The organism is Sandarakinorhabdus sp. (genome assembly GCF_987265915.1).
Window position 1 is genome coordinate 2,607,706 of record NZ_OZ503948.1, and the last position, 21,771, is coordinate 2,629,476.

The following is a 21,771-nucleotide window of genomic DNA, read 5'->3' on the forward strand; positions in this document are numbered from 1 at the left end:
CGCTTGCCATGCCAATTGATCCGCATCTGGCCGGCCTGCCCGGCGCCATTGTTCATGACGAAATCGTGCCGGCGCGCGCGCCGTGGCTGCATGAGGTCGCCGCCGGGCAGACGCTGCGCATCGTCGATCTGGAAGGCAATCAGGCGGTGGATTTCCTGATCTATGCCGCCGCCGATGATGCCGAGCGCTACAGCGCGCAGGACACAGTGGCAGCCCAGGCCAATCTGTTCCTGCGCACCGGCACCCGGCTGATTTCGAATGAAGGCCGGCCGATGATGACCATCATCGCCAGCGCCATCCCCTATCACGACACCATCGGCGGGGCGTGTTCCTGCGAGTCCAATACGCTGCGGTACGGCCACCACACCAAATCGCAGCACGCCTGTGTCGAGAATTTCCTGGAAGCCAATCTGGGCCAGGGCCGCGGCAAGCGCGACATTGTTTCCAACATCAATTTCTTCATGAATGTGCCGGTGGAGGCCGATGGCGCGCTGGGCATTGTCGATGGCCTGTCGGCTCCCGGCCTGACCGTCGATCTGCGCGCCGAGATGGATGTGATCGTGGTGGTGTCCAACTGCCCGCAGATCAACAATCCCTGCAACGCGTTCAACCCGACGCCCGTGCGCATGATCATCAGCGCATGAGGTTCGATACCATCCTGATCGCCAATCGCGGTGCCATCGCCACGCGGATCATCCGCACGGTGCGGGCCATGGGGCTGAAATCGGTCGCGGTGTTTTCCGATGCCGACGAAGCGTCCGCCCATGTTGCAGCCGCGGACGTGGCGGTGCGCCTGCCCGGTGAGCGGCCCGCCGACACTTATCTGGACGGCGCAGCCATCATTGCCGCCGCCAAGGCCACCGGCGCCGGCGCCATCCACCCCGGTTATGGCTTTCTGGCGGAAAACGCCGGTTTTGCCGAGGCGTGCGCTGCGGCCGGCATCATCTTCATCGGCCCGACGCCGGACAATATCCGCAGCTTCGGCCTCAAGCACAGTGCGCGCGCTCTGGCCGAGGCCAACGAGGTGCCGCTGGCGCCGGGCAGCGGGCTGCTGCGTGACATTGAAGAGGCCGCAGCCGCCGCAGCGGCGATCGGTTATCCGGTGATGCTGAAGGCCACGGCCGGCGGCGGCGGCATCGGCATGCGCGTGTGTGCCGATCAAGCCGCGCTGATCGAGGCGTATGATGCGGTGGCGCGGCTTGGGCAGAATAATTTCGGCGATGCCGGCGTGTTTCTGGAACGCTATGTCGCCCGTGCCCGCCATATCGAAGTACAGATCTTCGGTGATGGCCAAGGCCGCGTGGTGGCGCTGGGCGAACGCGATTGTTCGTTGCAACGCCGCAACCAGAAGGTGGTGGAAGAAGCGCCGGCCCCCAATTTGCCCGACAGCGTGCGTGCGCAGTTGTTTGCCGCCGCGGTGCGGCTGGGCGAAGCGGCTTGCTATCGCAATGCCGGCACGGTGGAATTTCTCTATGATGCCGACACGCGCGACTTCTACTTCCTCGAAGTGAACACCCGCCTTCAGGTCGAACATGGCGTGACCGAAGCGGTGATGGGCATCGATCTGGTCGAATGGATGATCCGCGCTGCGGCCGGCGATTTTGCCATGCTGGACTCGCCGTCGCCGCAGCCAAATGGCCATGCCGTGCAGGTGCGCCTCTATGCCGAAGATCCGGCGCTGGATTATCGGCCGACCACCGGGCTCCTCACTGCGGTGGAATTTCCGTCCGATATCCGAACCGAAACCTGGGTGATGGCCGGCAGCTTGGTCAGCGCCTTTTATGATCCGATGTTGGCCAAGCTGATCGTGCATGCCCCCACCCGCGAGGCCGCCGTGGCCGGCATGGCGCGCGCGCTTGATGCCAGCCGCATCGATGGCATCGAAACCAATCTGCGTTGGCTGCGCGAGGTGGTGCGCATGCCGGCCTTCACCAGCGGCGCGGTCTCCACCCGTGCGCTGAACGATGTCGCCCATGCGCCGCGCGGCATTCGCGTGATCTCCGGCGGCACCGCGACCACGGTGCAGGATTGGCCGGGCCGGCTGCATTACTGGGCGGTGGGTGTGCCGCCGTCCGGGCCAATGGATGATCGCTCGTTCCGGCTCGGCAATCGCCTGATCGGCAATGCCGAGGGCACTGCCGGGCTGGAGATCACTGTCACCGGGCCAAAGCTGGCCTTCACGGCGCCGACACGCATCTGCCTGATGGGCGCCGATTTCGGCGCGACGCTGGACGGCGCGCCGGTGGCGCGCGGCCAAGCCATCGAGGTGGCGGCGGGCCAGGTGCTGGCCATGGGCCGCGCCCAACATGGTGGCATCCGCGGCTATCTGCTGGTCGCTGGCGGCTTCGATATCGCGCCTTATCTCGGCAGCCGCGCCACTTTCGATCTGGGCGGCTTTGGCGGCCACGGCGCGCGCCGGCTGCTGGCAGGCGACATGCTGCATTTCGGCGACGATCCGGTCGGCGAAGCGCTGCCGCAGGCACCGCTGCCGGCGCTGCCCAGCCGCTGGGATGTGCGGGTGATCTATGGCCCGCACGGCGCGCCGGAGTTTTTCACCGCCGACGATATCGCCACCATCGTCGCCGCCGATTGGCAGGTGCATTACAATAGCAACCGCACCGGCGTGCGGCTGATCGGGCCAAAGCCGCAATGGGCGCGCCGCGATGGCGGGGAGGCCGGGCTGCATCCGTCCAACATCCACGACAATCCCTATGCCATCGGCGCCGTCGATTTCACCGGCGACATGCCGATCATCCTGGGCCCTGACGGCCCGTCGCTGGGCGGCTTCGTCTGCCCGTTCGTGGTGATCGCTGCCGATTTGTGGAAAATCGGCCAGCTGGTGCCCGGCGACACGTTGCGCTTCGTGCCGGTAACGCAGGATGACGCGCGGACTGCCAACCGGGCCGTGACCGCACTGCTGACGCACGGCACCGCGCCCAATGAAGGCCCGGCCCGACCGATCGCAGCGTTGTCCCCGATCCTCGCCGAAACCCCGGCCACCGCTGCACGGCCGCGCGCCGTCTATCGCGCCCAGGGCGATCGCTACATCCTCGTCGAATATGGCGACATCGTGCTGGATATCGAGCTGCGCATCCGGGTGGCGGCGCTGGCCACCGAACTCGATCGCCTCGCCCTGCCCGGCGTCGTTGATATCGTGCCGGGCATCCGATCTTTGCAGCTGCATTTCGATGGCGAGCAGCTCGATCAGGCTGGCGCACGCGCGGCGTTGCTGGCCGCGGACGAGCGGCTGGGCGAACTGGCAGACTTCAGCATCCCATCGCGCATCGTCCACCTGCCGCTCAGCTGGCGCGATCCGGCAACGCTGGAGACCATCCAGAAATATATGTCCGCCGTGCGCGATGATGCGCCATGGTGCCCGGACAATATCGAATTCATCCGCCGTATCAACGGCCTGCCCGATGTAGGCGCCGTGGAGGACATCATCTGGCAGGCCAGCTATCTCGTGCTGGGCCTGGGCGATGTCTATCTCGGCGCGCCGGTGGCCACGCCGGTCGATCCGCGCCACCGGCTGGTGACCACCAAATACAACCCGGCCCGCACCTGGACGCCGCCCAATGTCGTCGGTATCGGCGGCGCCTATATGTGCATCTATGGCATGGAAGGGCCGGGCGGATATCAATTGTTCGGCCGCACCGTGCAGGTGTGGAACACCCACCGCCAGACCCAGGCCTTCATCGAAGGCAAGCCGTGGCTGCTGCGCTTCTTCGATCAGATCCGCTTCTTCCCGGTGAGCGCCGAAGAACTGGTGGATTGGCGGCGCGACGTGCCGAGCGGCCGCCGCGCCATCCGCATCGAACCTTCGGAGTTCCGGCTGGCCGAATATCGCCAGTTTCTGGCGGACAATGCCGGCCCCATCGCCGAATTCCAGCACACCCGCCAAGCCGCGTTCAACGAGGAACGCGCCGATTGGCAGCGCAAGGGCGAATTTGACCGCGTGGCCGATGATGGCGGCACTGCTCCGGGCGCCGCAGCCGTCGAAGTGCCCGAAGGCAGTGACCTGGTCGAATCCCCATTCGGCGGCAGCGTCTGGAAATTGCTGGTGGCGCCCGGCGACACTGTTGCGACCGGCGACACCATCGCCATCATCGAAGCGATGAAAACCGAATGCCCCGTCGAAAGCCCGATGGCCGGCACGGTGGCGGCGCTTTACCTGAGCGAAGGCCGTGCGGTGCAGCCCGGCGCGCCGATGCTGGCGATCCGGAGGGCCTCATGATCCGCGTTCACGTCGCCGCCACGGCCAGCGCCGTCCAGAGCGGCCGCACCAGTGCCGAGGCCGTGATGGCCGAAACCCTGGCGCGCATCACCGCCTATGACGCCGTGCAGCCGCAAATCTGGATCAGCCGCGCCGCCGATGATGATCTGTTGGCGAAGGCCCGCGCCGTGGATGCCCGCATCGCCGCCGGTGAAATCCTGCCCCTGGCCGGCGTGCCCTTTGCCGCCAAAGACAATATCGACGTGGCCGGCCTTGCCACCACCGCCGCCTGCCCGGACTTTGCCTATCAGCCGGCCGCCGATGCGGCGGTGATCGCGCGGCTGAAGGCGGCGGGGGCGATTTGCGTCGGCAAGACCAATCTCGACCAATTCGCCACCGGATTGAACGGCACGCGCAGCCCCCATGGCGCGCCCCGCAATGCCCATGATCTGGCCTGGATCAGCGGCGGCTCGTCCTCCGGGTCGTCGGTGGCGGTTGCCGCCGGGCTGGTGCCGTTCGCGCTCGGCACCGACACCGCCGGTTCCGGCCGGGTGCCGGCGGCCTTCCAGCATCTGATCGGCTTCAAGCCCAGCCGCGGGCGCTGGAGCAGCACCGGCCTGGTGCCGGCCTGCCGCACGCTCGATTGCATCACCGCCTTCACCAACGATGCCGCCGATGCCGGGCTGGTCGATGGCGTGATGGCCGGCTTTGATCCGGCAGACGCCTATTCCAAGCCCCTTGCCGACCGAGCGATCAACCCGCGCCGCTTCGGCGTGCCGCGCCGCGACCAGCGCAACTGGTTCGGCGATGTCGCGGCGGAATATCTTTACGATCAGGCGCTGGCACAGCTGGCCACGCTGGGCGACGTCGTGGAAATCGATATCGCGCCGCTGCTGGAGGCCGCGCAACTTCTCTATGGCGGGCCGTGGGTGGCCGAACGCACCGCCGCCATGGCCGGCATCCTCGCCAGCAACCCGGATGCCATCGATCCCACCGTCCGCGCCGTGGTGGAACAGGGCTGGCAGCACAGCGCCGTCGATCTGTGGAATGCCGTCTATCGCCTCGCCGATATCAAGCGCCATGCCGATGGTTTGTGGACCAATATCGATGTGCTGACCTTCCCGACGACGCCAACCAGTTACCGCGTGGCGGAAATGCTGGCCGCGCCGGTGGGGCTGAACAGCAATCTCGGGCTCTACACCAATTTCGTGAACCTGCTCGACATGGCGGCGGTGGCGGTGCCGGCTGGCGCGAAGGCGAATGGCGTCGGCTTTGGCATCAGCTTCATCGCGCCGGCGGATACGGATCGCGCGCTGCTCGATCTTGCGGCCACCTGGGCCGCCGCGACAGGCCACGCACCACCACCACTTGATCTGGAGGGCAAGATGCAGACCGTGAAACTCGCCGTTGTCGGCGCCCATCTGGAGGGGATGCCGCTGCACTGGCAGCTCACCTCCCGCAATGCCGTGTTTGTCGGGGCGTTCGAGACCGCGCCCAGCTACCGCCTCTATGCCATGGCCGACAGCACCCCGCCCAAGCCGGCGCTGGTCTATGATCCCAGCGGCGCAGCGATCAAGATCGAGGTGTATGAACTGGGCGTCGCCGAATTCGGCAGCTTCGTGGTCGATGTGCCGCCGCCGCTCGCCATCGGCACGGTGACATTGGCCGACGGCAGCAGCGTGAAAGGCTTTGTCGCCGAACCGCGCGCGCTGAATGGCGCCACCGACATCACCCATCTCGGCGGCTGGCGCGCCTATATCGCCCAGCGCAGCTGAAGGAACCGATCATGCGCATCCTTCTGCTCACCGCGCTGCTCGCCGCGCCAGCGCTCGCCCAACCCGCCCAGGTGCAGACGGTGCCGGATTTCGGCGATTTCCTCGTCGTCGATGGCAAGACGGTGTGGATGACCAACCGCGGCCGGGTGGAGCATTGGAGCCGAACGGGCCTGATCGCTGCCGTGAAGATGACGCGGCCGTGCGGCGCGATGGCGATCAAGGCGGACGGCGTCTGGGTGGCCGACTGCAAGGATGGCACCATCAACCGCATCGACACCAGAACCGCCACGATCACCCAGACCGTGGCAACCGGCATCGCCGACCGATCCGGCGAACTGAATGTCGTCGCCGGCGCCGGATCGATCTGGGTGGCCAGCGCCGCCGACGGCGAAGTCGCCCGCGTCGATCCCAAGAGCGGCACGATCACCGCCCGCATCAAGGCGGCCAAGGGCACGTCCTATCTTGCCTTCGGCCATGGCGCGCTGTGGGCGGTCAGTGCCCCTACGCGCACGCTGCAACGCATCGATCCCGCCAGCAACACCGTGGCGGCGACCACGCCGCTTGGGGCCCAGCCGGGGTTCCTCGCCGCCGGGGAAGGCGCGGTGTGGGTGCAGGAACAGGGCGACGGCACGCTGGCCCGCATCGATCGGCGCAGCAACAGCGTCACCGGCCGGGTGAAAGTGGGCGCCAATCTGAAATATGGCGACATCGATACCGGTGCAGGGCGCGTCTGGCTCCGTACCACCGACGATCAGGAATATACCGTGATAGACGCCAAATCCCTCGCCATCATTGCCCGTGTCGGCAAGCCAGTGGGCAGCGGTGCGCTGCGCTTCACCAAGCGCGGCGTGTGGACCAGCGCCCATGACGTCAAGACCCTGTCGTGGTGGCCGAAGCCTGCGCTTGGCGCTGCGGCAAATTAGGCCAGATTGCCGGTTCTACCGGCTCATACCCGCCGGGTGGACGCCGTTACGCGAATTGACGTATGTTATGGCCGGGGCAATTCCAACACCCGATAGCTTCGATCGGGATTGGCGGGGAAACGATGACAGGCGTCCGCGTAGGCAAGAGGGTGATCGGGGCGGAAGCGCCGGTGACGATTGGCTGGGAAAATGTGCCCCGTGTCGAAGGTGGCCCGTTCAAGCGGCTGTTCTTCCGCTGGTTCCAGCCGGCGGTATTGTTCGGCCTGCTGGCCTTCTGGTATTACGCTCCCAACGAAATTGCCAAGGCCTCGATTGCCTTCGGGATCGGGCTGGGTTTCCGTATCCTGCTGTTCGGCCTCGAATGGTTTTTCCCGCGCCACGACAGCTGGCAGATGACCTGGAAGGAAGTGGCCGTCGATTTGTTTTATGTCGGTCTGGGCGCCACGATCCTGGGCGTGGTCGATGGCTTCATCGGCGACGAGGTCATTCTCGGGCTGGTACAGGATGCCTTTGATTGGGACAAGTTCGCCTGGTTCATCGCGCTGCCGCTGCTGGTGCAGGCCTTCGCGATCACCTTCATTTTCGATTTCGGCCAGTATTGGATGCACCGCGCGATGCATCACTGGCATCCGTTGTGGCTGACCCACTCGGTGCATCACTACATCACCCAGTTCAACATCAACAAGGGCGCGGTCGGCAACCCGATCGAGCTGTTTCTGATCGGTCTGGGTATCGGCGGGTTGTTCGATTTCCTGCCGCGGGCGTTCTTGCTGGCCGGTGCGCTGCGGCTGAGCATCGGGGTCTATATGCACCTCAATGTCCGTTTCGACACGCCGATGTGGTGGCAATTCCTGTTCAACACCACCGAACATCACAGCGTGCACCACAGCCAGGATTTCGAAGCGACGCGCAGCAACTATGCCGGCATGTATATCTTCATCGATCGCATCTTTGGCACCTGCGTTGATGGCGAAGCCGAAGTGCTCGGCCTGGAAGGCGGGCGCCGCATGTCGATCCGCGAACAGATGCTGCATCCGTTCACCGAAGGCTGGAAGAGCATCAGGAAGCGCATGGGCCCGCCCGTAGCGGTGGCTGCCGAGTGACCGGCACCGCACCCCTGCCGCCATCCGCCCTGCCTACCAGTCCGCAAACGCTGCTGCATCCACCATCGGATGACGCCAGCTTCCTGCAACGCACCTTCGGTTGGATCTGGCGCGTCAATGGCACGCTGGAACTGCCCCCCGGCCAATCGGCCAGCGAAGCGCTCGACCGGCTGGCGCCGCTGCTGGGTACGCCGGGCACCCATCACGAACGCACTGGCGACGCGCTGGTGTTCATCAAGCGGGATGCCGCCGCACAGGACAAGTTGGCGGTGTTCGATTCCGGCGTGCTGCGCATCGTGTCGGATGCGGACAAGCAAGTTCTGCGCTTCGACATGGTCAGCCGCAGCCTGCTCGCCTGTTTTGTGGCGCCCCTCATGTTCCTCGGCTTCGGGCAAGTGATGCTCTACGTGGAAAAGCGCGAGCGCGCCGAGGCCGCAGCCGAGAAGAAGGCCGAAGCAGCCAAGGACGCCAAGACCGGAGCCGCCAAGGACGCCAAGGCCAAGAAGCCCGAGAAGAAGGAGCTGGTGCTCAATCCGATCGATGTCGCGCTCGGCGCGCCGGCACCAAAAACCCGCAAGCAGATGGCCGCCGACAAGGCCGAAAAGGAAAAGGAACCGCCGTCGGCCACGCCGGCCTATGTGTTTGCCGGCATCTTTGCAGCGCTGTATCTGATCGGGCGCATCCTCGAAGCCTGGCTGGCGAAGAAGCTGTTCCGCAAGGCGCTCTTCGGCGAATAAGCCTTTTGCCCACAAGTGGCTGGCCTTTGCCGGCCGGCCGCGCCATGCTGCGCGCCGGGAGGACAATCAAAATGCTGTTATGGTCTGCGCCGGATCCGGCGCCCAATCCGCGCCGCGTGCGACTGTTTCTGGCCGCCAAGGGCATCACCATCCCGGAACGCATGGTCAGCCTGATGGCGCGCGAGCATAAATCCGCCGAGGTGCTGGCGCTGAACCCGCGCGGCCAGGTGCCGTTCCTGGAACTGGATGATGGCCGCGTCCTCGCCGAAACCATCAGCATCTGCCGTTATCTGGATGAACTTCATCCCGAACCGCCGCTGCTGGGCAGCACGCCGTTCGAGCGCGCCGAAACCGACATGTGGATCCGCCGCGTCGAAACCGCGCTGGGCACACCGGTCAGCCTGTTCTGGCAGCACGGCCACCCCTACACCGCCAAGGTCGTCAACCAGATCCCGGCGATGGGGGAAGCCGCCAAACCGCAGGCGCTGGCCATGATGGGCTGGTTCGACACGCAACTGACAGATCGGCCGTGGCTGGTGGGCGATCGCTTCACCCTGGCCGACATCACCCTGCTGACCCTGGTGGATTTCGCTGGCTGGATTGGCCTCGCCATGCCCGATGAAGCCGCAAGCTTGCGCGATTGGCACCAGCGCTGCACGGCGCGGCTGACGGGTTAGGTTTGGTTGCAGCGCCTTTGCGCCCTCCCTTGAAGGGAGGGAACTTGGGCGCTTCAATCAATCTGCAATCGACGCTAGAAGAACAACTTCCGCAGCGACAGCGATACGGTGCGGCCCAGCGGATCGAGCTGGTCGCGCTGGAAACCCAGCGGTTCCTGGCCGAGCCGGTTGCGCACATTGATGCGATCATTCAGCAAATTGTCGAAATTCAGGCTGATGCGGCTGCCGCGCAGGAACGGGATTTTGGTGACGATCTCCGGCCGCTGCCCCAGATCGACGAACAGCCGCAGATTGGCGGTGGTGCGGCCCGAAAAATACAGGTCATCCGGCGATTGGGTGGCGCCAGTGGGATCGACCAGCACCGACGTGGCCGATTGCCAGTTCACCGAAAGCCGCGCGCCCAGCCCGCGCCGGCCGGCGCCCAGCCGCATTTCCACCTGGTGGCGCGGCGCGCCGCCCGATGAGCCGACAGCCGAACCGTTCAGCAGATCGAGCACCGGCACGCCCGGACGAATGCCGATTTCATTGCGGAAGGTGACGGTGTGGAACAGGGCCAGTTGCAGGCGGCCATCGAGGAAACCGCGTGGCGGACCGCCGCCGCCGCCAAAACCCCGACCGCCGCCACCACCGCCGGGCGGCGGGCCAGCCGCCTGTGGGGCACCAGCAGGCGCAGCACTGGGCACGGCCGGTGCGACGCCGGGGGCGGCACCCGCCGCTGCCGATGCACCCGGCGGGCGCTGCCCCGGGGTAAATCCATAAGGATTGCGGGCCAACGCGCGAATTTCCGGCGGCAGCGGCTGTCCGGCGCGGAAGGCGGCGGCGGCCTTGGCGCGGGTTTCGGCAATGCGCTTTTCCGCAGCCGCCCGCTCGGTGGCATCAGGCTTCAGCGCCTGGGTGAGCGTGAAGCCCCAGCGCAGTTCGGTGCGCTGCGAATAGGCAAAGTTCACCGGGCGATTGTCGATCTGCAGCAAGCGGCCACTGGCGTCACGCGTGAAGCGGTTCGGGAAGGCCGCTTCCAGTTCGGCGGTCGCGGTGGGGAAGGCCGCGATCGGATCATCGATGCGCGTGTCGATGAAATTGGCGTTGAACACCAGATCGGTGGCTTCCCACGGCTTCAGGTTCAGCCCCAGCTTCCACACCCGGCGCGTGTCGTTGCGCAGCGCGGCATTGCCGCCATCCAGCCGGCTGATGTCCACGGTTTCGCCGCGGATGAAATCGAACACCCGCACGTTGGGCGTGATGATGGTGGGATCACCCAATTGGCCGATGGTGGGCGGGCCCTGTTCGCGCGTGAAGCTGGCGATCACTGCCCAGCCGCTTTTCGGTTCCCAATTCACCCCGGCGCCCCAGGTGATCAGCGTGCCGAAATCCGACAGCGTATCAAGCGCGATATTGCCGTTCAGCGTCAGCTTGCCCAGCGCGGACAGCACATTGTCCCGCGCGGATGCGATGGGCAGATCGACATTGGCCTGGAAATTGCCCTGCGTGCGCGCCAGATCGGCATTGCTGGCCAGGCCCGCGCGCAGCGAACGCGTATCGAGCGCCAGATGCTGCACCTGGCCCTTGAGAGACACGCCGACGTCGCCGGCCGGCACGCCAAAGGCGCGGCCGTTCAGCAGCAGATCAATATTGGCATTGTTGCTGATGCTGCTCGCCGTATCGGTCAGCCGCGCGCCGGCCAGCACCGCATCGCCGAACGGCGACAGGCTGGTGCTGTTGCTGAGGATCTGCGCCTGCGCGGCGCTGGTATCGATGCCGCGATCGATGCGGCTGGAGCTTTCGGCATGGTTCCAGTTGCCGGTGATGTTCCAGCGCCACTTGCCGAGATTGCCGTCGAACACCGTGCCCAGCCGGGTGGTCCAGCTGTCGCCTTCGCGGCGCAACGGATCGGGGGCCTGGGTGTTGACCAGCACCGCCTGGCTGAACGGCGAAAACGGGTTGCCCGCCGGAACGGTCAGGCTGGATGACGGCAGGCCGGCCAGGCTTTCCGTCACGGTACGCTCGACACCGCCAGTCAGGGTGGCGTTGGCGGCGCCCCATGACCCGGAGACGGTGCCGTTCAAGCTGGTGGTGCGCGTGTCGGGCAGCAAGGTGCGGAACGGCCGCACATCGGTGCTGTTCACCGGCGCCGCGCCGAACTGCGCCAGGCTGGGCCGGGCAACACCGGCCGGCACGCCCAGCACGCTGCGGCCGGGGAACGCCGGATCGACATTGGCGCCAGGCAGGATCGCGCTCACGTTGCCGCCGATGGCAAACGGCCGGCTGGATGTGGGCGTGGTGATGCGGCGTTCGGCTTCCGTCACCATGGTATCGATCTTCACCTCGCCTTCGATGCTGGTGCGGGTGCCGTTGTTCAGCTTGAGCAGATTGGCTTCGAGCTCGGTGGAAAAACGCCCGCCATCGGTCGGCCCGCCGATGGTCAGTTCGCCGGTTACGGCCGAAAAGCGCGGGCGCAGCACGAAATTGATCACCCGCTGATCGGCGCGGAAACCATATTTCAGGCTGACCTCTTCGGGCAGCACGTCGACGCGCAAGATGGCTTCGGGCGGGATGTTGCGGATTTCGGCAAAGCCCGACACGCGCTTGCCGTTGACCAGCACGGCCGGCGGGCCGCCGCCGCGGCCGCGGCCCGAACGGGTTTGCGGCGCCAGTTCGGCCAGCAGCTCGGTGATCGAACCGGCCCCGATGGCGCGCAATTCCTGCACGCCAAAGCTCACCTCCGGCTTGATATCGCCCACCACCTGGCCGGGCAGGCGCGCAGTGGAAACGGTAATCTGCTCGTCATCTTCGGGCGCAGCCTGCGCCACCTGCACCGGCGGCGCAGTTTGCGCCGAAGCAAGCGCCACGGGCGCAGTCGCCAACAACAGGGCGAAACGGGGGAGGAAACGGATCAAACGGGCAATTCCTGTGCTGGGCCGGGGGCAGGCTCGAAATCTGGTTGCCGGAGGCCCTAACTGCCTAAGCAGCTTTGGGAAAGCCGTGCGGCAATGACTACGGCCCGGGCGCTTCGATCCCCCGCGCCAGCACCAGCGCGTGATCGGCCAACTTCTTGACCACAAGATCGGCCACGGGCAGCGCGCGGGCGATATGATCCTGCCAGTTGGGCCGGTTGATGCCGTTCCATACGTTCAAGGCAAAGGCCCGCGCCTCGTCCACGCTCATGTGGCGGAAACGGGCGTAGAAACTGGTGGGGTCATGCTCTGCCGCCTGCCATAGCGCCATGAAGCGGGCGAGGAACCAGGCGACGATATCGGCCTCTTCCGCATCGATATACACCAGCAGATCGACCGGCGGGCGCTGACCATCGCCGTCCGGCGCCAGCCCCAGCCCTTCGACCAACACGATCTCCGCGCCGCTGATGGTGCGGGCAGCGGCCGGATCGACGTCGTAAGTGGCGTGGCTGTAGGCCGGCACCGTCACCGGACCGGTTTTGAGGCCGGCTATGACGGCGGCCAGCGCCGGCGCGTCATAGCTTTCGGGAAAGCCCTTGCGCATCATCAGGCCCTGCGCCTCCAGCACGGCGTTGGGCTTCAGAAAGCCATCGGTGGAGACGATGTCCACGCCGGCACCCAGTGCTTCGGCGATCTGCCGGGCCAGCGTCGTCTTGCCCACGGCCACCGATCCGGTGACGCCGATCACCAGCGTCTCGCCCGGCCGCCGCCGCGCCGCGATGTGCTGCGCAAGATCGGCGGGGGTGATTTGAGTCATGCCGATGATTGTGGCGGGAGAAGCCGCAGCCGGCAAGTGCAGCAGCGATTCCGATCAACGCTCCGCCTTGTGGAGCGCTGCTTCCAGCGTGTGCCGAATGAAGCGTTGATACGACATGCCGAGTACAGCCGCCTGGGCCTTGACCGCCGCGAGCAGTGGCTCTGGAAAGCGCATGTTGACCTGAGCGGTTTTCGGCGCGAATTCAAAGCTGTGCGGCACCATGGCAGACAGGTCATATGCGGTCAGGTCCGCCGTTTCGACAAAGGCTTCGGCCTCGGCATCACTGGTCAGAGCGGGCAACTTCTTGCTCATAATGGGCGATTTCCTTTGCATGCATGTACCGGGCACTGATCGGGCGGATCAGCCGATCACGCCCCCGTTGGCGCAAGGTGAACGCCACGAACATGTGCCGGCCCGAACCACCCGTGCCGATTGCCAGCAGCCTGGCTTCGTCTGCGCTATGGGCCGGATCGGGAAAAACATGGTGCCCGTGATGAAAAAGCGCCTCAATCTCGTCAATTGAAACGCCATGTTTCAGGCACTTGTCCCGATTGCCCGCATCCCAATCAAAACCGCCAGCAACCTGCATCGACCGCGGTTTATCGCACCTTGTCTATACAAACGTCAATAAGCCTCACACCAGCCGGCTCTGCGCCATGGCCGCCTTGATGAAGCCGGCAAACAACGGGTGCGGTTCGAAAGGCTTGGATTTCAGTTCCGGGTGAAACTGCACGCCGATGAACCAGGGATGGTCCGGGCGCTCGACCACTTCGGGCAACAGACCATCGGGCGACATGCCGGAAAAAATCAGGCCGGCGGCTTCCAGTTGCGGGCGATAGGCAACGTTCACTTCATATCGGTGGCGGTGGCGTTCGGCGATGGCGGTCGCGCCATAGACGCTGGCGGCCACGCTGTTGTGCGCCAAAGTCGCCGGATAGGCGCCCAAGCGCATGGTGCCGCCCAGATCCCCGCCTTCGGCGCGCGTCTGCAGGCCTTCCGCGCTCATCCATTCGGTGATCAGGCCCACAATCGGCGCGTCGGTCGGCCCGAATTCGGTGGTCGATGCGGCATCGATGCCGGCTTCGTTGCGCGCCGCTTCGATGCAGGCCATCTGCATGCCAAGGCAGATGCCGAAAAACGGCACGCCGCGTTCGCGGGCAAAGCGCACGCTGGCGATCTTGCCTTCGCTGCCGCGCTCGCCAAAGCCGCCCGGCACCAAAATGCCATGCATCGGCTCCAGCCGGGCCGCGACATCCTCGGTCTCGAACTCTTCGGCATCGAGCCATTTGATGTTGACCTTCACCCGGTTGGCCAGTCCGCCATGCACCAGCGCTTCGGTCAGCGATTTATAGGCATCTTTCATGCCGGTATATTTGCCGACCACACCGATGGTGACTTCGCCTTCCGGGCTGTGGATACGTGCTGAAATATCCTGCCAGCGGGTGAGGACCGGCGGCGGCGCATCGCTGATGCCAAAGGCGCGCAGCACTTCATCATCCAGCCCTTCGGCATGATATTGCAGCGGCACTTCATAGATGGAAGCGGCATCGAGCGCGGAGATCACCGCTTCCTTGCGGACATTGCAGAACAGCGCAATCTTGGCGCGATCGCTGTCGGGCAGCGGATGTTCAGACCGGCAGACCAGCACATCGGGCTGCACACCGATGCCGCGCAATTCGGCGACGCTGTGCTGGGTCGGCTTGGTTTTCAATTCGCCGGCCGCCGCGATGAACGGCACCAGCGTGACGTGGATGTAACAGACATTGGCGCGCCCGGTATCGGCGGCCATCTGGCGGATCGCCTCCAGGAAGGGCAGGCCTTCGATGTCGCCCACGGTGCCACCGATTTCGCAGATCACGAAATCCAGCGCCTCGGTTTCGGCGCGGGCAAACAGCTTGATGGCGTCGGTCACATGCGGGATCACCTGCACGGTGCCGCCCAGGAATTCGCCGCGGCGTTCGCGGGCGATGATGTCCTGATAGATGCGGCCCGAGGTGATATTGTCCGTCCGCCGCGCTGCCACGCCGGTGAAGCGTTCATAATGGCCAAGATCAAGATCGGTCTCGGCGCCGTCGTCGGTCACGAAGACTTCGCCGTGCTGATAGGGGCTCATCGTGCCGGGATCGACGTTGAGATAGGGATCGAATTTGCGGATGCGGACCTTGAATCCGCGCGCCTGCAGCAGCGCTGCCAGGGAGGCGCCCATAAGGCCTTTGCCGAGCGAGGAGACCACGCCGCCGGTGATGAAAATATACCGCGTCATGGGAGAGGAGCGTTAAGCCGATTCTGCGGGTGAGCGCCAGCCCCTGCGTTGCCAGCGCCCGATTTTGCCTGTGGATGAGTTTCGCCTACCAACCCCAGTGCAGCCGCAGGGCCGCGCCCTGATCTGGCGCGGATGCCGCAAGATGGCCGGGATGGTCGCGGTGGAACAAGCTGACCTGCATCTGGCCGCCGCCGGGCAACACCCTCGCATAAAGAGCTTCGAGCGCGGTTTCGCGATGCGTTGGCCCCAATTGCACCGGGCCGCTGCCGCCAGCCAGCCATAGTGGCCCTGACAATGCCAGCGGGCGGACGATAGACAGGCTGAGCACATCGCCGGCCATCCCCGATCGGCTGAGCGACAGGCTGGCGGCATCACCGGCGAGCGTGCCGGCCGCCGCGATCAGGCCGGGGGAAAGCGCCAGTCGGCTGCGCGCGCGCCGCCAATCGCCCGCCAGCGCCCAGCGCCCCAGCGCCAGCCGTGCCGCAACGCCCAGACTGATCGTGCTGCCGCCAGCCAGGCCGAAACCGCCCGACAGCCGCGTGCCGGCCAGGCTGCCGCGTTCATCATCCATCCGCAGTTGGCTGGCGAGTTCCAGGCCGGGCCAGCGCCGTGACAGCCGCAGCAGCGCCGTGGATTGACGCGCTGCCGCCTCCCCGCGCGTCATCGGCAGCACGGATTGCCCGACGCCCGCGGCCAGGGTGAAGGCGCCGATCGGCTGCGCCAGCGCGGCCGCCCCCAGCGGCCGGCTGCCGATCGGCAGCGCCGCATCGGCGGTAATCAAATCGGGCGCGGCGGCGGTGCTGTCGGCGAGCTGCATCAGGCTGGTCGCGGCCTCGCCATGACCGGCGGCAATCACCTGGCCAGAATTGAGCGCAAGGCGGACATGCCCGGCCGGGCTGGCTTGTGGCGCGGTGCCCGGCGCCAGCGCCGCCATGGTGGCGCGATCGCCAAGCCACAGGTTGCGCGGATCGCCGTTCAGCCGGAATGCCGCCACATGGCCGTCGCCCCGCGTGACCGCGCTCACCGCTGCTTGCGCGAACAACCGCGCTGCCAGCCGGCCGGGCGCGGCATTGGCCAGCCCCTGCCCCAGATCGACCATGAACGGCCTTGAATAGCCATCGCGCGCCGGCACTGCCGCCAGCGCGCTGCGCAGCGCCCCGCCATCACCCAGGGGGCCGCCCAAGATGCCGCCCAGCGTGATGGGCGTGCCGCTGCTGGCAGTCAGCCCGGCCACCGGCTGGAAGGCGCGGGCCAGGTTCAAGCGCCCTTGGCCATAGATGGCATCAGGCCCCGGCGCGCCGAGATCATCGGCGGTGCGCAGCAAGATTTCGACGATCTGCGCACCGGTCAGCGCCGGGAAGGCCTGCGCCAGCAACACCGCCGATCCCGATACCACTGGCGCCGCGATTGACGTGCCGCTGTACAGAAACGCGGTGCCATCCTGGTTGAAGCTGCGCACCGATACGCCGGGTGCGACCAGATAATTGTTGATCAATACCCCGGCACGATTGGAAAAATCGGCGATCTCGCCGGCATCGGTGACGGCACCCACCACCAGCGTGGTGGTTTGGCCCACCGCGGTCAACTGGTTGGCAAAGCCCTCCGGCGTGGACAGGCTTTCGTTGCCGGCCGACAGCACCAGCACGATGCCGGCATTGCTGACCCGCGCGGCCGCCGCGCGCAGCGCTGCTGTGGTGTTGCCGCCGCCCAACGACACGTTGACCACCCGCGCTCCGCCCGCAATCGCTGCATCCAGCCCGGCGGCAATGGCAGGGCTGGCGTAGGAGCAGCCTTCATCGTTGCACGTGCCCGGCGTGTCGGCGCGCAGGGCCAGCAACGTCGCCCGCGGGGCGAGCCCGTGGATGCCGCTGCCGTCCCGCGCCGCAAGTGCGACGCCGGCCACAGATGTGCCATGGCCGCGTTCATCGGCCAGCACCCGGTTGGACGCCACATCACGGCTGGCGGCCGCTATGCGGCCCGAAAATTCGCTGAGCGCCGGGTTCACGCCCGAATCGATCAGCGCCAGCGTGACCCCCACCCCCGATGCGCCGCGATCATAGGCGGCCAGCGCCTGCACCCCCACCGCGCCATTGGAGCGACGATATTCGGCGCTGTTGAAGCTGCTCGTGGGCGTGGGTGTTGGTGTTGGTGTCGGCGTGGGTGTCGGCGTGGGTGTCGGGGTCGGCGTCGGTGTCACCACCGGTGGCGCTGGAATCGTGGACACGCCGCCGCTGCCGCCGCCACAGCCGGCGAGCAGCAACGCCAGCGCACTGGCCTCGCCAATCCTTATCCCGAAACGCCGCCCCGCCATGACCGCAGCATGCGTCAGCCCGAAGCCGCTGGCAATTGCCCGCGCCGGCATTTGGATGGGGTGCGCCAACGCAAGGCTTTGATCGCCGCCGGTTGGCGGCTATGCTGTGGTACGGTCTGGTTCGTACATGCAGCCAAGCCGACGGGGAGGATCAGGATGGGGGCCAGATTGTTGATGGCAGTGGCTATTGCTGCCGGGCTGGCAGGGCCCGCGCCGCTGTGGGCGCAGGCCCCCACGCCGACAACGCCGCCGCCACCAGCCGTGGAGATCAAGGATCTGCCGATCCTGGGCCTGGCGCAAGTGAGCGTTACGGTGAGCGATCTCGCCAAGGCGCGGGCCTTTTATGGCGATGTGCTGGGCTTTGCCGAGGCTTTCACCCTGAAAAACCGGGCCGGCGCAATCCGATCAGTCTATTTCAAGATCAACGATGACCAGTATCTCGAATTGCTGCCGGCGGCGAAGGTGGAACTGATCCGCCAGGTACGGCTGGTGGTGCAGGCGTCGAACGTGCGCAAGCTGCATGACATCTATGTGGCGCAAGGGTTGCAGCCCGGTGCGATTGGCATCGGTGGCGATGGCAATCCGGTGTTCCGGATCGTGGCGCCCAACGGCACGCCGCTCGATTTCATCGAATATGCGCCCGCGTCCCGTCAGAGCCGGCTCAAGGGCAAGTTGCTCGGCCCGAACCGGATCGCCACGCGCCTGCTGCATGCCGGCACTATGGTGCGCGACGAGCCGACCAAGGCGTTTTTCCGTAGCCTCGGCTGGGGGCGGCTGCTGCCCGGCCCGCGCGGCGATTATATCGAAACCCCGGCGAGTGACCGCAATCTGGAAACCAAGAACCCGCCGCTCGATCCGGAAAACCCGGCGACGCTGCCGCAATATACGCGCGAAGTCTATGGTGCGGTCTATCATTTCGCGCTCGAGATTGATGACATGCACGCCGCACGCGAAACGCTGAAAGCACGCGGCGGCTTTGACGACATGCGGCTGCGCACCGCGGTGGGCAATAACCGCCACTGGTTGATCCACTTGTTCGACAGCGATGGATCGCGGGTGGAATTGATGAGCCGTGACACGGTGCCGGATGCGATCCCGGCCTTTTCGGTGATGCCGCCGGGGCCGCCGGCACCGCCGATCCTGGCCACTATCCGCGGAGTCTATCCATGGCCATGAGGGGCACGACAATGCACAAGGCGATGATGATGGTGGCGCTGGCCCTGGCTGGCAGCGCGGCCGCGCAGACCCCGCCGCCCGCCGGCACGGCGCCCGGCACTGCCCGGCCGCCGCGCTATGTCGATCCGGCGCCGTTTGATTTTGCCGCGCATGACGGCTGGCAGCCGATGTTCGACGGTCGCACGCTGGCCGGCTGGGAAGGCCAGATGGACGCCTGGCGCGTCAGCGATGGGGCCATCGTGTCGGCCAACGACGGCAGCAGCAACGCGCCGGTTTATCTGTTCTGGAAGGGCGAACTGGCCGATTTCGAGTTCAAGACCGAAATCAAGCTCGAAGGCGAGAAGGCCAACAGCGGCGTGCAGTTTCGCGCGCAAATGCTCGGCAAGACGGAGAAGCCGAATTCGGAGTGGGAGAGCTTCGGCTATCAGGCCGATTTCGATTATGCCAACGTGCAGACCGGCGCGCTGATCGAATGCTGCGCCGGCCCGCGCCGTGGCCCCAGCCCGCGCCCCTTTCGCGCCGGCATGGGGCTGGCGCTGCATGTCAGCAGCAACGCCGCGGGCGGAACGATCATCGGCACGATCGCGCCGCGCGCCGAACTGGAACCCGGCGTAAAGCTTGGGGACTGGAACCAGCTCCACGTCGTCGCGCGCGGCCACACCATGCTTTATTATCTCAACGGCCGGCTGATGTCGGTCGTGACCGATGATGATCCGCAGCGCTTCATGGCCAGCGGCCGGCTGGCCATCCAGCTGGAAGGCAGCGGGGTGCGCAAGGTTTCCTATCGGGGCTTGTGGGTGAAGCGGTTACCGTAAGCAAAGGACCCCTCTCCCCTCAAGGGAGAGGGGTCAGTCCTGCGGGTCCGGCAACCGCTCCGCCCGGTTGACCACGAAGACGTAAGACAACACCCCGAGCATGGCCATCGCCCCGACATAGACCAGCCCGAGATAGAAAGATCCGGTGCGCCCGACGGTAACGCCGATGACGATCGGGGTAATGATCCCGGCCAGATTGGTGCACAGGTTGAACAGGCCGCCGGTCAGGCCCGCCAGCTTGGCCGGCGCCAGTTCGGAAATCAGCGTCCAGCCCAGATTGGACATGCCCTGGCCGAAGAAGGCGATCGACATCACTGCGATCACCGCAGCGTCGCTTTCCAGCCAGATCGCCGAGGTGATGACGGTGGAGAGCAGCAGCCCCGTCACCACCGGCAGCTTGCGCGCGAAGGTCAGGCTGCGCCCGGCGCGCAGCACGCGATCCGATAGTTGCCCGCCGACCAGCACGCCCACCGACGCGGCAATGAACGGCAGCATGGCGTACACGCCGGCCTTCATCCAATCCATCTGGCGTTCGGTGGCCAGATAGGTCGGGAACCAAGTGAGGAAGAACACCAACGTGCTGTTGGTGGCAAACTGGCCGATGGAGGCGCCGATCAGGCTACGCTGCCGGGCGAGATAAGTCACATCGCTCCAGCGAAAGGCGCGCGGGCTCGCCTTGGCGGTAACGCCGCCATCGGCGCGGATCAGCGCCAGTTCGGCCTCGTTGACCCATTTGTGCTCGGAGGGGTCGCGGTAGAGCCGATACCAGACCAGCCCGAACAGCACGCCGATGCTGCCCACAATCCAGAACAGCGACCGCCAGCCCCAATTGGTGGCGATCCAGAACAGCAAGGGACTGCAAAAGCCGATGCCGAAATACATGCCCACCGAATAGATGCTGTTGGCCCGGGCGCGCTCGGCACGCGGGAACCAGGCGATCAGCACGCGGCTGTTCGCCGGAAAACACGGTGCTTCGGCGACGCCAAGCCCCAGCCGCACCATGATCAGCACGGCGCTGGAGCGCACGAAGCCCTGCATCACCGTGAAAGCCGACCAGCCGACCAGCGCGACGGCATAGGTGATGCGCGTACCGAAGCGATCGAGAAAGACGCCGCCGGGCACCTGGGCGATGGCATAGCTCCAGGAAAAGGCCGCAAACACCACGCCCATCAATTCCGGGCTGATCGCCAGCTCCTTGCTCATCGCTGGCGCGGCGACCCCAAGCAGGGTGCGATCGAGATAGTTGAGCGCAGTGGCGATGGCGATCAGCGCCAGCATCGCGTGCCGCGCGCGGGTGGGGCGCTGGGCGGTCATTGCGCGTCGCGGCGTTCGAGCGTGTAGGCCACGGCATAAGGCTGCACGATCTGATCGCCAAAGCCAGCCGCCGTGATGGCAGCAGCGATGGCCGGTGCAGCGGCTTCGGCTTCCGGCAGGCCGATGGTCTCGGCGAACAGCACCAGATCGAACGGCGCTTCGTGCATCGGCGGGCGCAGTGCAGTTTCGGAGGTGGCACCGCCCGACACGGCGGGGCGCGCACCTGCCAGATGCACGGCGCTGATCAGATCATGTTGTTCCAGCGCGGCGATCACCGGCCCCAGGCGCGCGGCCGCATCGGCTTCGCTCAGGCCGGCCGGCAGGGTGAAGCGCGACGTGACCAGCCCGCCGCCGACGCCGCGCCCACCGGTGTAGAGCAATGTGCAGGCCATGCGCAGGAAGTTGCGGAACGACGGCGCCACCGCCCGCGTCCAGTCGGTCGGGTTGTTCAGGCTGCGCTGATATTCGGCCGAAACAAACGTGTCCGGTGTCTCGCCTTCATAGCAGGTGAAATAGATCTGGCGATCGAGCCCGCGATTGATGCCGCGGCGCGAGCGCAGGAAGCCGGGGTGATCCAGCCGCTCCGGCATATGCTGCTGCGTGTGCCAGCGATTATATTCGGCGTCGGCGTCGGCGGCGATATCGTGCCACATGATGACGAACGCCGTACCCTTGAGCGCCATGCTGGTTCCCGTCTGCTGTGACACGCCAGCGGGCGGCGGCACCCTGCCCCCGCCCGCGCCGTATCGAAACGCC

General features: G+C 66.1%; 17 protein-coding genes. 9 read left to right on the forward strand and 8 right to left on the reverse strand.

Annotated elements, in window-relative coordinates:
• Window positions 1-8: 8 nt before the first annotated feature.
• From AC6UUM_RS12625 to AC6UUM_RS12655, 7 genes are all read left to right on the forward strand, one after another.
• Window positions 9-644 carry an urea amidolyase associated protein UAAP2 gene (locus AC6UUM_RS12625; protein WP_500802628.1) on the forward strand — a complete coding sequence of 212 codons (636 nt, stop codon included), beginning with the start codon at window positions 9-11 and terminating at the stop codon, window positions 642-644.
• The gene (gene uca / locus AC6UUM_RS12630; RefSeq protein WP_500802629.1) at window positions 641-4,234 is read left to right on the forward strand and encodes an urea carboxylase; all 3,594 of its coding nucleotides are present in this window, start codon (window positions 641-643) and stop codon (window positions 4,232-4,234) included. Before AC6UUM_RS12625 ends, uca begins: the two co-directional genes overlap by 4 nt.
• Window positions 4,231-5,988, forward strand: coding sequence for an allophanate hydrolase (atzF, locus tag AC6UUM_RS12635; protein WP_500802630.1), 1,758 nt, complete (start codon window positions 4,231-4,233; stop codon window positions 5,986-5,988). Before uca ends, atzF begins: the two co-directional genes overlap by 4 nt.
• An 11-nt stretch (window positions 5,989-5,999) precedes the next feature.
• A complete protein-coding gene (locus tag AC6UUM_RS12640; protein ID WP_500802631.1) occupies window positions 6,000-6,911 on the forward strand; it encodes a Vgb family protein in 912 nt (303 codons plus the stop codon).
• A 122-nt stretch (window positions 6,912-7,033) separates the two neighbouring features.
• Window positions 7,034-8,014 carry a sterol desaturase family protein gene (locus AC6UUM_RS12645; RefSeq protein WP_500802632.1) on the forward strand — a complete coding sequence of 327 codons (981 nt, stop codon included), beginning with the start codon at window positions 7,034-7,036 and terminating at the stop codon, window positions 8,012-8,014.
• Entirely contained in the window at window positions 8,011-8,751 is a 741-nt protein-coding gene (locus tag AC6UUM_RS12650; protein ID WP_500802633.1) for a hypothetical protein, read from the forward strand. Before AC6UUM_RS12645 ends, AC6UUM_RS12650 begins: the two co-directional genes overlap by 4 nt.
• A gap of 71 nt (window positions 8,752-8,822) precedes the next feature.
• The gene (locus tag AC6UUM_RS12655; protein WP_500802634.1) at window positions 8,823-9,428 is read left to right on the forward strand and encodes a glutathione S-transferase family protein; all 606 of its coding nucleotides are present in this window, start codon (window positions 8,823-8,825) and stop codon (window positions 9,426-9,428) included.
• Window positions 9,429-9,502: 74 nt separating this feature from the next.
• Here AC6UUM_RS12655 and AC6UUM_RS12660 read toward each other — a convergent pair whose 3' ends face one another.
• The 6 genes from AC6UUM_RS12660 to AC6UUM_RS12685 all read right to left on the reverse strand — a co-directional run bounded on the left by AC6UUM_RS12660 (window position 9,503) and on the right by AC6UUM_RS12685 (window position 17,710).
• Window positions 9,503-12,289: a TonB-dependent receptor domain-containing protein gene (locus AC6UUM_RS12660; protein WP_500802635.1), complete on the reverse strand. Its 2,787-nt coding sequence runs from the start codon at window positions 12,287-12,289 to the stop codon at window positions 9,503-9,505.
• A 130-nt stretch (window positions 12,290-12,419) separates the two neighbouring features.
• Window positions 12,420-13,136, reverse strand: a complete 717-nt coding sequence (locus AC6UUM_RS12665; RefSeq protein ID WP_500802636.1) for a type I pantothenate kinase — start codon at window positions 13,134-13,136, stop codon at window positions 12,420-12,422.
• 54 nt (window positions 13,137-13,190) lie between these two features.
• A complete protein-coding gene (locus tag AC6UUM_RS12670) occupies window positions 13,191-13,448 on the reverse strand; it encodes a CopG family antitoxin (protein WP_500802637.1) in 258 nt (85 codons plus the stop codon).
• Complete coding sequence (locus tag AC6UUM_RS12675) at window positions 13,417-13,725, reverse strand: BrnT family toxin (RefSeq protein WP_500802638.1); 309 nt, start codon at window positions 13,723-13,725, stop codon at window positions 13,417-13,419. Before AC6UUM_RS12675 ends, AC6UUM_RS12670 begins: the two co-directional genes overlap by 32 nt.
• A gap of 45 nt (window positions 13,726-13,770) precedes the next feature.
• Window positions 13,771-15,399, reverse strand: coding sequence for a CTP synthase (pyrG, locus tag AC6UUM_RS12680; RefSeq protein ID WP_500802639.1), 1,629 nt, complete (start codon window positions 15,397-15,399; stop codon window positions 13,771-13,773).
• An 85-nt stretch (window positions 15,400-15,484) separates the two neighbouring features.
• Window positions 15,485-17,710 (reverse strand): S8 family peptidase, encoded by a 2,226-nt coding sequence (locus tag AC6UUM_RS12685; protein WP_500802640.1) that lies wholly within the window; start codon window positions 17,708-17,710, stop codon window positions 15,485-15,487.
• A 174-nt stretch (window positions 17,711-17,884) separates the two neighbouring features.
• Here AC6UUM_RS12685 and AC6UUM_RS12690 point away from each other — a divergent pair, with 174 nt between their 5' ends.
• Both AC6UUM_RS12690 and AC6UUM_RS12695 read left to right on the forward strand, forming a co-directional pair.
• Entirely contained in the window at window positions 17,885-18,886 is a 1,002-nt protein-coding gene (locus AC6UUM_RS12690; protein ID WP_500804968.1) for a VOC family protein, read from the forward strand.
• A complete protein-coding gene (locus AC6UUM_RS12695; protein WP_500802641.1) occupies window positions 18,877-19,701 on the forward strand; it encodes a 3-keto-disaccharide hydrolase in 825 nt (274 codons plus the stop codon). The genes AC6UUM_RS12690 and AC6UUM_RS12695 overlap by 10 nt, the downstream gene beginning before the upstream one ends.
• A gap of 33 nt (window positions 19,702-19,734) precedes the next feature.
• Here the strand turns inward: AC6UUM_RS12695 and AC6UUM_RS12700 are convergent, their stop codons facing one another.
• Window positions 19,735-21,015 (reverse strand): MFS transporter, encoded by a 1,281-nt coding sequence (locus tag AC6UUM_RS12700; RefSeq protein ID WP_500802642.1) that lies wholly within the window; start codon window positions 21,013-21,015, stop codon window positions 19,735-19,737.
• Entirely contained in the window at window positions 21,012-21,698 is a 687-nt protein-coding gene (locus AC6UUM_RS12705) for a hypothetical protein (protein ID WP_500802643.1), read from the reverse strand. The genes AC6UUM_RS12700 and AC6UUM_RS12705 overlap by 4 nt, the downstream gene beginning before the upstream one ends.
• Window positions 21,699-21,771 lie beyond the last annotated feature (73 nt).

Bases quoted from the DNA above. Each gene is read 5' to 3' on its own strand.
- AC6UUM_RS12625 (WP_500802628.1), top strand. From the start codon at position 9: ATGCCAATTGATCCGCATCTGGCCGGCCTGCCCGGCGCCATTGTTCAT.
- uca (WP_500802629.1), top strand. From the start codon at position 641: ATGAGGTTCGATACCATCCTGATCGCCAATCGCGGTGCCATCGCCACG.
- atzF (WP_500802630.1), top strand. From the start codon at position 4,231: ATGATCCGCGTTCACGTCGCCGCCACGGCCAGCGCCGTCCAGAGCGGC.
- AC6UUM_RS12640 (WP_500802631.1), top strand. From the start codon at position 6,000: ATGCGCATCCTTCTGCTCACCGCGCTGCTCGCCGCGCCAGCGCTCGCC.
- AC6UUM_RS12645 (WP_500802632.1), top strand. From the start codon at position 7,034: ATGACAGGCGTCCGCGTAGGCAAGAGGGTGATCGGGGCGGAAGCGCCG.
- AC6UUM_RS12655 (WP_500802634.1), top strand. From the start codon at position 8,823: ATGCTGTTATGGTCTGCGCCGGATCCGGCGCCCAATCCGCGCCGCGTG.
- AC6UUM_RS12665 (WP_500802636.1), bottom strand. From the start codon at position 13,136: ATGACTCAAATCACCCCCGCCGATCTTGCGCAGCACATCGCGGCGCGG.
- AC6UUM_RS12670 (WP_500802637.1), bottom strand. From the start codon at position 13,448: ATGAGCAAGAAGTTGCCCGCTCTGACCAGTGATGCCGAGGCCGAAGCC.
- AC6UUM_RS12675 (WP_500802638.1), bottom strand. From the start codon at position 13,725: ATGCAGGTTGCTGGCGGTTTTGATTGGGATGCGGGCAATCGGGACAAG.
- pyrG (WP_500802639.1), bottom strand. From the start codon at position 15,399: ATGACGCGGTATATTTTCATCACCGGCGGCGTGGTCTCCTCGCTCGGC.
- AC6UUM_RS12685 (WP_500802640.1), bottom strand. From the start codon at position 17,710: ATGGCGGGGCGGCGTTTCGGGATAAGGATTGGCGAGGCCAGTGCGCTG.
- AC6UUM_RS12690 (WP_500804968.1), top strand. From the start codon at position 17,885: ATGGCAGTGGCTATTGCTGCCGGGCTGGCAGGGCCCGCGCCGCTGTGG.
- AC6UUM_RS12695 (WP_500802641.1), top strand. From the start codon at position 18,877: ATGGCCATGAGGGGCACGACAATGCACAAGGCGATGATGATGGTGGCG.
- AC6UUM_RS12700 (WP_500802642.1), bottom strand. From the start codon at position 21,015: ATGACCGCCCAGCGCCCCACCCGCGCGCGGCACGCGATGCTGGCGCTG.
- AC6UUM_RS12705 (WP_500802643.1), bottom strand. From the start codon at position 21,698: ATGGCGCTCAAGGGTACGGCGTTCGTCATCATGTGGCACGATATCGCC.